Raw genomic sequence first — 12,356 nt, 5'->3', positions numbered from 1 at the left:
GTGTCGCGACCATCACCCCGTTCAGGCTGTTCGCTGTCGGCGGCGCCCCTTGCCTGTGGCTTGTCGCGCGCTGTCCGCCCATTCCAGCTGTGATCGAGGTACAGGTGTCGAGGACGCCGGGAGATGGATTTCTCATGAAACTTCACGAGTACGCGAAGTACGACGCCGTCGGAATCCGGAATCTGATCAGGGCGGGCGAGGTCACCGCCGACGAGGTCGAGGCCACTGCCCGGCAAGCTCTCGCCGTGGCGAACGCGCAGGTGAACGGCCTGGCGTTGCCGGTGTTCGCACCCGCGCTCGACCACGCGGCGGATGGGCCGTTCGCCGGGGTGCCGTTCCTCATCAAGGACCACGGGCCGGTGGCCGAGGGAGTGCCGTTCACCCTCGGCAGCCGCGCTCTGCCGGGCGTCGTCGCCCAGCACGACACCGATCTCATGGCCCGATTCCGTGCCGCCGGACTGGTCACCTTGGGCCTGACCACCGTGCCGGAGCTGTGCGCCAGCTTCTCCACCGAATCGGTCAGATACGGGCCGACCCGCAACCCGTGGGCTCTGGACAGGGGCGTGGGCGGGTCGAGCGGCGGCGCCGCCGCGCTGGTCGCCGCCGGTGCCGTGCCCGTCGCCCATGGCAGCGATGGGCAGGGCTCCATCCGGATTCCGGCCTCCTGCTGCGGGTTGGTCGGGCTCAAGCCGACCCGGGGCCGGGTCACGTGCGGGCCCGACGCGGGGGAGGCGCTGCTCGGCATGGCGTACGAGTTCGTGCTGACGCGCACCGTCCGCGATGCCGCCGGCCTGCTGGACGCCGTGCAGGGACCGGGGATCGGCGACAAGTACACCGCGCCGCCCCCGCGCCGCCCGTACGCGGAGGAGCTCGGCGCCGACCCGGGCCGGCTGCGGGTGGCGGTGACCACCCAGCCCTGGTCGGGCACGCCGGTCGACGGCCAGGTCGCCGCCGCGGCGATCCTGACCGGCCAGGTGCTGGAGCAGGCGGGGCACAGCGTCTCCGAGTCCGGCCCGTACGTCGACGGGGAGGCCGTCATGCTGGCCGGGATGGCCGAGGGGGTCGCGCTGGCATCCCTGCTCCTGCTGGCCCCCCGGCAGCCCGACCCGGCCATGATGGAGGCCGTCTCCCGGCAGTTCCTCCAGCTGGCCAGGGAGTGCAGCGCACTGGACATGCTGGCCGCGCTCAACGCGCAGAACCGGGTGACCCGATCGGTGAGCACGTTCTTCACCGAGTACGACCTGCTCATCACGCCGACGATGGGTCGTCTGCCGGCGCCGCACGGCACCCTGCGCTACGACGACCCCGGCCACACGATGAGCACCTGGGGAGCGGCGCTGACGGACTATGGGCCGTTCACGGGGCTGTTCAACATCACCGGTCACCCGGCGATCAGTCTGCCGCTCGGTCACAGCGACGACGGGCTGCCGATCGGCGTACAGCTCATCGCCGCCCACGGCCGCGAGGACCTGCTGTTCCAGATCGCCGCCTACCTGGAACAGGCCATGCCCTGGAAGGACCGGACGCCGCCGGTCTTCGTGGGCAACGCCTGACAACGTATGGGAGGCGGGGTCTCAGGCCCTGTACTGACCGCCGCCGCCGGACCCTTGCCGAACGTCGCGGGGGCCTGGCGGCGGCATCGGCTGTGCCGAGCTCGGGCGCGCCCCAGGCAGTTACGACAAGTGCAAGGCGATTCGGCGTGCGTACGTCTCACCAGAGGCGAACAAGAGAAACGGCCACGCCGGACACCGGGCGCTCCGGGAATGCGGCCTGGCGTGCCCCCGCCTGCCGTTTCACCATTTATCCCCTCAGCAACGGGTGATCTTGTAGGATCCGCTGACGCGCCAGAAGACGAGGAGTTGACTGCGATGCTGCACCTAGGAACGGCACTGGCCCTGACGGCCATGCTCGCCGCAACACCCGTGCAACCACCGGTGGGCAAGCTGCCCGGTACGACGGCCAAGATCGTGGCCAAGATGAGCGGCCGCCCCGTCCAGCTGGGTTTCTATTCCTACTTCACGGAGAGTGATCCCGGCTCGGGTCAGCGCGCATGGGATCCGGCCAGGCGCGCGTTCGTCGAGATCGACGGCGAGGCCACCGTGTCGCCCGACGAGCGCTGGCAAGCCGTTCACCTGCGGGATCGCCGCGAAGGGCCGCCCATGGTGCGTTTCGTCGACCGCAAGACCGGTAAGGCGACAGAGGTCGTGTTGCCCGTCGAGGCCGACCCGACGCGGGAGGGCCGATACCTGAACACGATGTGGCCCACCTGGTCGCCGGACGGCCGGACCCTGCTGGTCAACGTCTTCGAGCCGGGATCCGAGCCCCGGTCCGCGGGCATCGTGCTCATCGACGTACCCTCGCTCAAGCCACGCTTCGTCCGCATCGAAAAGGCCCTGATCACGGTCGGCGGCTTCCAGTGGACCCGCGACAGCAAGGGGGTCGTGGTGCGCTGGGGCAAGAACGGCAAGTCCTCCATCCGCCAGTACGACCTCGAGGGCGCGATGAAGCGCACCTGGAAGGTACGCGGCCGCCCCGCCAGCCACGGGCTCGGCACGTTCTCCCCGTCGGGCCGCCGCTTCCTCACCGCGTGCCACTCCCTGGAGTCGTCGGCCTGCGTGTGGGACACCGCCAGCGGCAAGGCCGTCACCCGGATCAAGGTGGCCCACCGGTTCCCCGTGTTCGGCTGGTACGACGAGAAGCACCTGCTCCTGCCCGTCCGCGACGGCTTCGGCGTCGTCGATCTCAAGGGCAAGGTCGTGGAGACCCTGGTCAAGGTCGATGACAAGGCGAACTTCTACCCCCGCTTCGACGCCCGCCGCAAGCACTGAAACGGGCGGGGCGGTGACGGCCGGCGTGCGGCCCGAGGGCACGGCGGCACCGGTGACGAGGGATCCGTTCCACGCGGAGAAGCCGGACGTCGTGGGTGTGCCGACCATGTGGACCAGGACGTCGGGGCACAACTCCCAGGCCACGGTCCCGCCGTAGCCCCCGACCGGACCGGACCGGAGCGCCGTGGCGGGACGCGCCGCCTGCTACGGCCGCTGGTGGTGATCAGCTCGCGCTCGTGCCGGTCCTCGAAGCCGAATCCGGGGAACAGCGCCTCGGCGAACACGAGCGCTTAGACGCGGTCGCGGTGCCGTCCACTCGTCATGCTGCTGGACGCAGAGCGGCGAAGTGAGAGGTGCGGGTCGGGGCCCGCTCGGCGACGTAGCGGCAGCGCGGCGTAGAGCATGCGGGGCTGAGCGGCCCAACCGATTCGGCCCCGAACGGCCGTAGACCGTTCGGGGCCGAATCCATGGCATTTGAGGAACGAGCGGCCTGCGCGCGCTGCCCTGCGTACCTACTTCGTGACCTGGTCCCGATAGTCGCCCGTCAGCGGCTCTTTGCCGCTCAGCGCGATCTCACCACTCTCGAACCGCTGGCCCGTCACCTGGTAGCCCGCCCTGGCCGCGCCGGGGTTCGTGGCGTCGTAGTCGACCGTGAAGGCCCATTCGCAGGTGAAGAGCTTGTGGAACTTGTTCGGCGCGACCTCCATGACGACGTGGGTGACGAAGGTGTCCCTGATGGTGATGCCGCGCAGCTTCTGCCCCTTGGCCCAAACCTTCGGAAGACCCCATCGCGGCGCGTCGTTGGGGGCCACGGCCGTGGGCGCGCCTGGGACGATCTGCGCGGACACGCCCTTGTACCAGGGCCGCTTGCTGGTGTCCAAGGCGTTGGTGAACCTGTTGCCGACCGTCACGCCGTCGTACGTGGCGACCCGGTCGCTCGAGGCGAACTGCAGGATGCCCAGCTTGGACGCGCCCTTGAAGTCCGCCTCCGTCCGCAGCCCGGCGGCCACCTCGAACAGCCCCATCCCGACCTCGATCACGTCCGTCTGGTACCGGTAGTCGCCCAGTAAGCCGGACACGTTCGCCCGCTCCTCGAAGACCGGCTGCCGGACGAGGACGAGCGGCGTGGGCAGGACCAGCGCCTGCCCGGCCACCGCGTCCTTGTGATCGAGCGAGAGCCCGCCGCTCATGCAGCCCTGCAGGAACGTCGCGATCTCGAACGGCTCCTCGCCGATGTGCGCGACATAGGCGTCGAGCTTCTCCTTCCACCAGCCTCCCAGCCCCCGGATCTCCGCGGCCTCCGCCAGCGCCTTGCGGATCTCCCGCATCGCGGCCGCGAGAGGAAAGTCGGACGCCGAGACGGCGTTCAGCAACGCCACCACGAACTGCTCCTCCGCCCCCAGCCCCGAGAGGTCCACGAGCTTCTGCAACTGCTCGACCGTCTGCTTATCGGGTGCCGCCTCGTAACGCTTGACGTACTCGACCGCTGAAAACATCGTCTCCCCCTGCCGCCGCAACCGCCTACGCGGTTGTCCGGGTGTGCAGAGAGAGCCTCCGCCGCTCCTGATACAGCTCACTTCGAACACGCGCTCACCAGCACCGGCCGAAAGCCGGCGGTCACCAGCTCGGCGATCGCCTCCGCCGGCAACGTCGGGCGGTCGACGGCCTTTAGCAGCGGGATGCCCGCGGCCGCTCGGGCCAGGGCAACGGTTCAGGCGGCGGCTTCCCGGCACCTGGTAGGACCGATGGCGCTCCTACCGGCCGGCCCCGGATGCCGCGGTCAAGGTCGCCGGGGATGATCGGGAGGCTCTGCCCGGCTCGCCCCTCCCCGCTGTGCCGCGGAGCCGCACTCCCCGGCGAGAACGGCCCGCCGTTCACCACACCCCTTCGTTCTCTCAGGACGATGGAGTACGTGACCCGGCCGAAGGGCTTGACCTCAGGTTTGCTTGAGGTTGGATCCTTGATCCGTGACGACTTCAACGATCAAGGCCGGAAGACGTGAATGGACCGGCTTGGCCGTATTGGCACTCCCCGCGCTGCTCGCGTCCCTGGAACTCACGGTCACTAACCTGGCGGTGCCCGCCATCGGGAAGGATCTCGGGGCGAGCAGCACTCAGTTGCTGTGGATCGTCGACATCTACGCCTTCCTGCTGTCCGGTTCGCTCATCACCATGGGGGCCTGGGGCGATCGGATCGGCCGCCGCCGGTTGCTGCTGATCGGAGCGGCGGCGTACGGCCTGGTCTCGGTGATGGCCGCGTACGCGCCCGACGCGGGGAGCCTGATCGTGGCCAGGGCGTTGATGGGGATGGCGGGGGCGACGCTGATGCCGTCCACGCTCTCGCTGGCCACGTCCATGTTCACCGACGCCAGGCAGCGGGCGGTGGCCATCGGGGTCATCGTGGCCAGCGTCTCGGGCGGCACGGCGATCGGGCCGCTGGTGGGCGGCTGGCTGCTGGACCGCTTCTGGTGGGGCTCGGCGTTCCTGCTGGCCGTACCGGTGATGGTGGTGCTGCTGGCGCTGGGGCCGTGGCTGCTGCCCGAGCACCGCGACGCGGGCGCGGGGCGGCTCGACCTGGTCAGTGCGTTGCTGTCGTTGGCGGCGGTGCTGCCGGTCGTCTACGGGCTCAAGCAGATCGCGGCCGACGGCCTGACGGCGCAGTCCGTCGCGGCGATCGTGGTGGGCGTGGCGTTGGCCTGGGTGTTCGTACGCAGGCAGCGCGGGCTGGCCGATCCCTTCGTCGACCTGCGGCTGTTCCGCGAGCGGGCGTTCAGCGTCGCGGCGGCCACCCTGGCGCTCGGCATCTTCGTGTTGTGGGGCTCGAACTACGCGATCGCTCAGTACCTCCAGCTCGTGCACGGCATGTCGCCGCTGGAGGCGGGCCTGTGGACGGCTCCGTCGGCAGTGGGTGTCATCGTCGGCTCGACGCTGGCTCCCAGGTTGGCCCGCATGGTGCGCCCGTCGCTGGTGATCGGGGTCGGCCTGGGCGTGTCCGCCGTGGGGTACGTGGTGCTCACGCAGACCGGCGGGCTGCCCGTACTGATCACGGGGGCCGTCGTGGTCTCGGCCGGTCTGGGGCCGATGATGGCCCTGGCCACGGACATGGTCGTGGGCTCCGCGCCCGCAGAGCGAGCCGGAGCGGCTGCGGCCATCTCCTCGGCCGCGCCCCAGCTCGGCGGCGCACTCGGCATCGCGCTGCTCGGCAGTGTGATCACCGCGACCTACCGGGCAGAACTGTCCACCGCAGTCGTTCCTGACGACGGCGCCCGCGACAGCCTCGGCGCTGCGGTGGCGCTGGCGCACCGCCTGCCCACGGAAACCGCGGTGCAACTGCTCGGCACCGCCCGCGCCGCGTTCATCGACGGGTTCCACGTGGCGGCGGGCGTCAGCGCCGTGCTCATGGCCGCAGTCGCTCTGCTGGTCGTGACCCTGCTCCGAAGGCGCTGACCCCATCGACGAGCGACACAGCGGTGGCTCGTGACGCGGTTGGCCGTTGCAGGCCGACGGTCAGCCCGGCCGCCGGTGTCGCGGGCGATGAGGCTGGTGCCGCCGGAGGCGTCGCGCACGTCGGTGGCGAACTGTCAGAAAGCGTAGTTGCGCAGGACGGCGAGAGCCTCGGCGGCGTGCGGGCCGGTCGCCGTCAGCGCCGAGTCGGCGGGCGCGATACGGCGCGCGCCCACGCGGCAGAAGTCGCCGGCGGGGCCGGTGATGACCGAGGGGGAGTCGGGGTCGCCGAAGTGCCACAGCTGCCCGTCGGGTGAGGTGAGCTCGCAGTAGACCTGCCCGCCCACCAGCCCTTCCACCTCGAACGCGTACGGCAGCGTGCGGTGCCCCAGCCAGGCGATGTGCCGCAGCCGTGCGGTGTCCGGATACGGGATGCCGAACGGGGCGGTGATGTCGTAGGCATGCGCCCGGTGTTCGGCCAGGCGGGTGGTGGCCGGCGTCGCGGGCGAGACGGAGGAGGCCACCCAGTCCAGGCGGCTGCCTTCGGGATGGCCGCGCAGCGCGGCCGGGGTGATGGAGGTGGCCGCGCGCCAGCGGGCCAGGAGGCGGGCCGGGGCGATGTCGCGCTCGGCGGCCACGAGGCGTCCGCCATGGCGTCGATCTCGCCACGTGGCCGCGTGCCCGTCAGCTCGCCTCTGACCGCAGCGGCGGCGTGCTCCTCGGTCTGGGCCAGGTGAAGCACCACGTCGGAGACCGTCCATCCGGCGGCGGGAGGGCTGGTCACGCCGGTTGGGCCTGCGGCGGGGTTCTTGCCGACATTCAGGTGAGGCAACTGTTCGTCCACCGAGACGAACGCGTTGGTCTCCGCGGCATCAGGCACGCACTAATTTGACCATTCGGTCATTCGGTGTGGAATCATCCGGCAAGATGATCAACTGTTGTCCCGGATGGCGGGAGACGGTTGAGAAGGGCTGGCTGAATGCGCAAGTCAACGACGACGATCCTCCTTGCCGCGGCACTGTCGGTCGGAGGGGTCATGGTCAATCCTGCGTACGCGGCCGCCTCCGCCGTCACCCCGGAGCGGGTGTGCGGTTCCGGCTTCGCCCGGGTCACCCACAGCAAGCAGGCCGTGAAGACTCCCGCCAAACGTGTCCTCGGTTACGTCTATCTGCTGTACAACCGCAGGACCGGCTACAACTGCGTCACCACGATCAAGACCTCGAACATCGGCATCCCCACCTTCACCATGGCCACGATCACGACGCAGACGCGTGGGGCCAACTCACGCGCGAGCGGCGAGAACGAGGGTCGGAGCGTCAAGCACTACTTGGGACCGGTGAAGACCTACGGCAAGGGCCGGTGCGTCAAGTACATGGGGACGATTCGGGATGACGGACGCGATGCCGCCGTCGGCAAATCGCGCTGGAAGTCCTGGGGCAACTGCGGCTGAGCCGGGTTCGGCGCCCGGCCTGGCAGACCACGAGCCGATGCGGCAGCTGGGCCCGCCCGCTAGAAGGTGTAGCGGGTGTGGCTGAACACCTGGCTGTCGTGCCCGAAGCCGTACGCCGTGCCGGGTGTCACCGCGAACAGCAGGTCGTTGCCCTTGCGGATGCTGCCGCCGAAGCCGTAGAAGGCCCCCTCCGGCGAGGTGATGTGGTCCCCGTACTGCGCCTCGAACGCGGCGATGACCTCGTCCTGCCGCGCCGGATCCGTCACCCGCTCCGCCATGCCCTCGATCACGATGTCGAGGCCTTGGGAGAGTGAGTTGTGCCCCGTGGTGACTGCGCAGTGGGCATTACCGGCCAGGTTCTTCGCCTTCTGCTCGCCCGGCCCGGTGCTGAAGTGCAGCGCCCCGTCGTGCCAGGCGGCGATCAGTGGCGTGACGTGCAGCCGGCCGTCCGGCCGGACCGTGGTGATCCAGAAGACCTCCGCGGCCCGCAACTGGCGCTGGGCCTCGGCCCAGTCGGTGGCGGTGACGTTGTCCGCGCCCGGGCGCGGGTTCAGCGCGGAGCTGTAGCGGGCGTCGAGCTCGGTCTTGGGCTGCTTCGGCGTCATGCGGAACTCCCTTCCCCCTATTGCCACGAAGGCACGCAGCCCGGCGCTCAGGGTGATGGGCGGCGCTGGGTCCGCTCTGCGGCGACTCGCTCGAACGGGTCCCACACGTCCTCGCTCCTGATGCCCTCTGGGATGGCCGGCTACGAGCCCTGCCCAGGCCCGTCCTGTTCTTCCCGCCCCTCCCGGTGAGACCCGGCCGTTGACGGGAGGGCCGCGGCGATGCAGTCGAGGACGCGCTGGAGCCCGTACCGGAACTGGTCGTCGCGGCTGAGGTGCGGCTGGCGCGCCTCCATCACGATCTTGGTGAAGATCGGGTACTCCCCGCTCTTCACCAGCTGGTCGATGTACGGGTAGCTCCGCGCCATCCACTCAGACTCGCTGAGCCCGCTGCGGCGGAATTCCATGGCCGAGCTGTTCTCCTCGCGGACGGTGCCCTCGATGTAGCCGTTCAGCATGGCGATGAGGCCGAGGTTCTCGTCGATGGAGACGAAGGGGTCGAGCACTCCCATCAGCCGTTCGATCAGGCGCAGCTGGTTGGGGCCGAAGCTGGGGAGTGAGCGCTGCACGGTGGCGATCCACGGGTGCCGCAGCCACATGGCCCGCAGCCCGTCGGCGTAGCGCGTCAGATCCGCGCGCCAGTCGCCGGAGGGCATGCCCTCGACGTCGATCTCGCCCTGCAGCCGGTCGGCCATGAGCTCGATGAGGTTGTCGCGGCTCGGGACGTACCGGTAGAGGGACATCGCGCCGGCGCCGATCTCGGCGGCGATGCGCCGCATGGTGGCGGCCTCCAGCCCCTCCGCGTCGGCGATCCGGATGGCGGCCTCGGTGATCTGGGCCCGGCTGTAGGTGGGCTTCGGGCCGTAGGCCGGGCGCTCGGGCCGCATCCAGATGTTCACGTACTCGGCGTCGGTCATCGTCCCCCCTCCTGGTTGCGTACATAGTACCCGGTCTCTTAGTCTGGCCGCCATGACCGCGTACGAAGTACCCAGTGGAGGGATCATGGCGGAACCGATCGTGGTCGCCGAGGGGCTGCACAAGTCCTTCGGCGGCACCCATGCGCTGCGGGGGCTGGACCTGAGCGTTCCGAGAGGAACGGTCTGCGGCGTGCTGGGGCCGAACGGCGCGGGCAAGACGACCGCGGTGCGCATCCTGGCGACCCTGTCCGATCCCGATGCCGGGCACGCCCGCATCGCCGGATACGACGTCGTCCGCGAGGCCGGCGAAGTGCGCGCCAGGATCGGGCTCGCGGGCCAGTACGCCGCCGTGGACGAGAAACTCACCGGCCGCGGCAACCTGCGCATGTTCGGGCGCCTGTCCCACCTGACCCGCCGCGAGGCGCACCGGCGGGCCGACGAGCTGCTGGAGCGCTTCGGCCTGATGGACGCCGCCGATCGGCAGGTCGCCGGCTACTCCGGCGGCATGCGCCGCCGGCTCGACCTGATCACCTGCCTCATCCAGCGCCCCGAGGTGCTCTTCCTGGACGAGCCGACCACCGGCCTGGACCCGCGCAGCCGCGGCGAGATCTGGGACAGCATCCGCGAGCTGGTGGCCGACGGCACCACGGTGCTGCTCACCACGCAGTACCTGGACGAGGCCGACCGGCTTGCCGACGACATCGCCGTCATCGACCACGGGCAGGTGATCGCCACGGGCACGCCCGACGAGCTGAAGGCCACGATCGGCGACCGCCTCGACGTCACCCTCGAGAACCCCGCCGCGATGCCCGAGGCGGCGACCGTCCTGAACGCCCTGACCGGCGCCGAACCCACCACGACCGGCGCCGACCGGCTCGGCGTCGCCCTGCCCGCCACCGGCCTCCGCCTCGCCGACATCGTGCGCGAGCTCGACCGCGCCGGAGTCGCCGCCGCCGACGTGAGCCTGCGCCGCCCGACCCTCGACGAGGTGTTCCTGCGCCTCACCGACCGCAAGGAGACCGTGCGATGACCGCCCTCACCTCGCCACTGGGCCGCCTGCGCTGGACCCTCACCGACGGACTGACCCTGGTCGGCCGCGAGCTGGGGCGGCTGCGGCAGGAACCCGGGCAGATCATCGCCGCGCTGGTCTTCCCGGTCATCATGGTCGTGCTGTTCGGCTACGTCTTCGGCAGCGCCATCCAGGTGCCGGACGGCGGCGACTACCGCGAATACCTCATGCCCGGCCTGTTCGCGATGGTGACCTTCTCCGCCTGGTTGGGGGTCATGACGCGGGTGGCCACCGACGCCTCCCGCGGCGTGATGGACCGGTTCCGCTCCATGCCGATGGCGCGCTTGGCGGTGCCGTTCGGGCAGACCGGCGCCGACCTGCTGACCGGCCTGCTGATGCTGGCCATCATGGTCGGCACGGGCCTGCTGGTGGGCTGGCAGCCGCACCGCGGCCTGATCCTCACCGCCCAGGCGTTCCTGCTGATGATCGTGCTGCGGTACGCGCTGAGCTGGGTGGGCGTCTATGTGGGCCTGGCGGTGAAGAACGACCAGGTCGCCGACGCGATGGTGCCGCTGGGCCTGCCGATCACGATGCTGTCGAACGCGTTCGTCCCGACCGACGGCATGCCGGGCTGGCTGCGCTTCCTGGCCGACTGGAACCCGGTGAGCGCGCTCACCGCCGCCTCGCGGGAACTGTTCGGCAACCCCGGCGCGCCGTCGGGAAACGTGGCCTGGCCACTCGCGCATCCGGTGACCGCCGTCCTGCTCTGGTCGGCCGCACTGCTGGTGATCTTCGTCCCGCTGTCGCTCCGCGCCTACATGCGCAGAGGACGCTGAACGCTCCGGCATCCGCGGACCCGAGTTGGGGTGAGGACGCCCGTTGGTCGCGGTCCCGGCCGGGCATGGGGCGGGCCCGGCACGCGAGGCCGCCGAGGGCCGGGGCTTGGGCCACCCGGGTCGGTCATGCCCGGTGCATACCTGGTCGTGAGCGGTTAGGCCTCGGCGATGGCACGCCCCTGGTCGTCGAGCCTGACCGCCAGGCCGAAAGTCGCGTAGACGTTGGAATCCTGGAACACCGAGTTCCGGCTGACGCCCTCGTCGGTGACGGTGAAGATCTGGAGCGTGTGCAGGTCGTACCCGTCGCCGACGCGCTGATAGGCGGCGAATCCGGGCTGGCCGCCGTTGGCCGCGACCTCCTTGAGAAGCCAGTCCTTCCCGGCCGCCCCGAAGACCCACTCCATGAACAGGCCGTAGTTGCCGCGGCCGGAGAACCAGTTGGGCATCGGCGGCATCTCCATGATCACGTCCTCGGTGAGCAGCCGCTTGAGCCCCTCGACGTCGGCCAGCTCGAACGCCTTCATGTAGCGTTCGACCCAGGCGCGCTGCTCGGCCGCGGACGGCTCGCTGAGCCGTTCCTGCCGGACCCCGACCTCCTTGACGCGGGTACGCGCCCGCTGCAGGGAACTGTTCACCGACACGACGGTGGTGCCGAGGATTTCCGCCGTTTCGGACGCGGAGAAGCCGAGCACGTCACGCAGGATCAGCGCACCGCGCTGACGCGCCGACAGGTGCTGCAGGGCGGCGGCGAACGCCAAGCGCAGGCTGCTGCGGTCGATCACGGCCCCAGCCGGATCGCCCGCGTCCAGCAGCGAGTCCGGCAAGGGCTGGAGCCAGGCGGCGTGCTCTCCCTGGACGAGCGGCCCGAGCGGATCCGACGCGGCCACCAGCCCCGACGGCAGCGGCCGGCGACCCTGGACCTCCAGGGCGGTCAGGCAGGCGTTGGTCGCGATCCGGTAGAGCCAGGTGCGCACTGAGCTGCGAGCATCGTCGTACTGCTCCCGCGCCCGCCACGCCCTCAGGTACGTGTCCTGGACCAGGTCCTCGGCGTCGTGAGCCGAGCCGAGCATCCGATAGCAGTACGCCAGCAGTTCCGTCCGGAAAGGTGCGATCCGACGATCGAAGCCTTCCTTCCCCGTCATCACGCCACGCTCCATCTCCGCCGCCGCCGCAGCCACCATATCCGGCGACTGCACTGAGCATCCGCCATGGGCGGACAGATCACCCCGCGCGGTCATCAACGGCTACACACGGTCACCGCTGGCTACAGG

Annotated in this window: 11 protein-coding genes; 6 read left to right on the top strand and 5 right to left on the bottom strand. The window is 70.3% G+C overall.

Annotated elements, in window-relative coordinates:
• The first annotated feature begins 134 nt into the window (after positions 1–134).
• Together ACBJ59_RS29895 and ACBJ59_RS29890 are read left to right on the top strand one after the other, a co-directional pair.
• Positions 135–1,553: an amidase gene (locus ACBJ59_RS29895; RefSeq protein ID WP_375113541.1), complete on the top strand. Its 1,419-nt coding sequence runs from the start codon at positions 135–137 to the stop codon at positions 1,551–1,553.
• Between the two features lie 315 nt (positions 1,554–1,868).
• Entirely contained in the window at positions 1,869–2,828 is a 960-nt protein-coding gene (locus ACBJ59_RS29890; protein ID WP_375113540.1) for a TolB family protein, read from the top strand.
• 512 nt (positions 2,829–3,340) lie between these two features.
• On the opposite strand, the gene ACBJ59_RS29885 is transcribed toward ACBJ59_RS29890, so the two are convergent.
• Complete coding sequence (locus ACBJ59_RS29885; protein ID WP_375113539.1) at positions 3,341–4,324, bottom strand: hypothetical protein; 984 nt, start codon at positions 4,322–4,324, stop codon at positions 3,341–3,343.
• Between the two features lie 471 nt (positions 4,325–4,795).
• On the opposite strand from ACBJ59_RS29885, the gene ACBJ59_RS29880 reads away from it, so the two are divergent.
• Positions 4,796–6,274, top strand: coding sequence for an MFS transporter (locus tag ACBJ59_RS29880; protein ID WP_375113538.1), 1,479 nt, complete (start codon positions 4,796–4,798; stop codon positions 6,272–6,274).
• Positions 6,275–6,408: 134 nt separating this feature from the next.
• Here the strand turns inward: ACBJ59_RS29880 and ACBJ59_RS29875 are convergent, their stop codons facing one another.
• On the bottom strand, positions 6,409–7,032 hold the full coding sequence (locus ACBJ59_RS29875; RefSeq protein ID WP_375113537.1) for a maleylpyruvate isomerase family mycothiol-dependent enzyme: 624 nt from the start codon (positions 7,030–7,032) through the stop codon (positions 6,409–6,411).
• A gap of 275 nt (positions 7,033–7,307) precedes the next feature.
• Between ACBJ59_RS29875 and ACBJ59_RS29870 the strand changes: the two genes are divergently transcribed.
• Positions 7,308–7,721, top strand: coding sequence for a hypothetical protein (locus ACBJ59_RS29870; RefSeq protein ID WP_375113536.1), 414 nt, complete (start codon positions 7,308–7,310; stop codon positions 7,719–7,721).
• A 59-nt stretch (positions 7,722–7,780) separates the two neighbouring features.
• On the opposite strand, the gene ACBJ59_RS29865 is transcribed toward ACBJ59_RS29870, so the two are convergent.
• Together ACBJ59_RS29865 and ACBJ59_RS29860 are read right to left on the bottom strand one after the other, a co-directional pair.
• The gene (locus ACBJ59_RS29865) at positions 7,781–8,326 is read right to left on the bottom strand and encodes a pyridoxamine 5'-phosphate oxidase family protein (RefSeq protein WP_375113535.1); all 546 of its coding nucleotides are present in this window, start codon (positions 8,324–8,326) and stop codon (positions 7,781–7,783) included.
• Positions 8,327–8,466: 140 nt separating this feature from the next.
• Positions 8,467–9,240: a TetR/AcrR family transcriptional regulator gene (locus ACBJ59_RS29860; protein ID WP_375113534.1), complete on the bottom strand. Its 774-nt coding sequence runs from the start codon at positions 9,238–9,240 to the stop codon at positions 8,467–8,469.
• Positions 9,241–9,325: 85 nt separating this feature from the next.
• Between ACBJ59_RS29860 and ACBJ59_RS29855 the strand changes: the two genes are divergently transcribed.
• The gene (locus tag ACBJ59_RS29855) at positions 9,326–10,270 is read left to right on the top strand and encodes an ATP-binding cassette domain-containing protein (RefSeq protein WP_375113533.1); all 945 of its coding nucleotides are present in this window, start codon (positions 9,326–9,328) and stop codon (positions 10,268–10,270) included.
• Positions 10,267–11,085: an ABC transporter permease gene (locus tag ACBJ59_RS29850; RefSeq protein WP_375113532.1), complete on the top strand. Its 819-nt coding sequence runs from the start codon at positions 10,267–10,269 to the stop codon at positions 11,083–11,085. Before ACBJ59_RS29855 ends, ACBJ59_RS29850 begins: the two co-directional genes overlap by 4 nt.
• A gap of 155 nt (positions 11,086–11,240) precedes the next feature.
• Here the strand turns inward: ACBJ59_RS29850 and ACBJ59_RS29845 are convergent, their stop codons facing one another.
• A complete protein-coding gene (locus ACBJ59_RS29845; protein WP_375113531.1) occupies positions 11,241–12,266 on the bottom strand; it encodes a sigma-70 family RNA polymerase sigma factor in 1,026 nt (341 codons plus the stop codon).
• Positions 12,267–12,356: the final 90 nt, after the last annotated feature.

The sequence above is a fragment of the Nonomuraea sp. MTCD27 genome, from assembly GCF_041950495.1.
Classification (GTDB): Bacteria; Actinomycetota; Actinomycetes; order Streptosporangiales; family Streptosporangiaceae; genus Nonomuraea.
This window is presented reverse-complemented; position numbering and strand designations above follow the sequence as displayed.

Coding starts and splice junctions, on each gene's coding strand:
- ACBJ59_RS29895 (WP_375113541.1), top strand. CDS start 135: ATGAAACTTCACGAGTACGCGAAGTACGACGCCGTCGGAATCCGGAAT.
- ACBJ59_RS29890 (WP_375113540.1), top strand. CDS start 1,869: ATGCTGCACCTAGGAACGGCACTGGCCCTGACGGCCATGCTCGCCGCA.
- ACBJ59_RS29885 (WP_375113539.1), bottom strand. CDS start 4,324: ATGTTTTCAGCGGTCGAGTACGTCAAGCGTTACGAGGCGGCACCCGAT.
- ACBJ59_RS29875 (WP_375113537.1), bottom strand. CDS start 7,032: ATGGACGGTCTCCGACGTGGTGCTTCACCTGGCCCAGACCGAGGAGCA.
- ACBJ59_RS29870 (WP_375113536.1), top strand. CDS start 7,308: ATGGTCAATCCTGCGTACGCGGCCGCCTCCGCCGTCACCCCGGAGCGG.
- ACBJ59_RS29865 (WP_375113535.1), bottom strand. CDS start 8,326: ATGACGCCGAAGCAGCCCAAGACCGAGCTCGACGCCCGCTACAGCTCC.
- ACBJ59_RS29860 (WP_375113534.1), bottom strand. CDS start 9,240: ATGACCGACGCCGAGTACGTGAACATCTGGATGCGGCCCGAGCGCCCG.
- ACBJ59_RS29855 (WP_375113533.1), top strand. CDS start 9,326: ATGGCGGAACCGATCGTGGTCGCCGAGGGGCTGCACAAGTCCTTCGGC.
- ACBJ59_RS29850 (WP_375113532.1), top strand. CDS start 10,267: ATGACCGCCCTCACCTCGCCACTGGGCCGCCTGCGCTGGACCCTCACC.
- ACBJ59_RS29845 (WP_375113531.1), bottom strand. CDS start 12,266: ATGGTGGCTGCGGCGGCGGCGGAGATGGAGCGTGGCGTGATGACGGGG.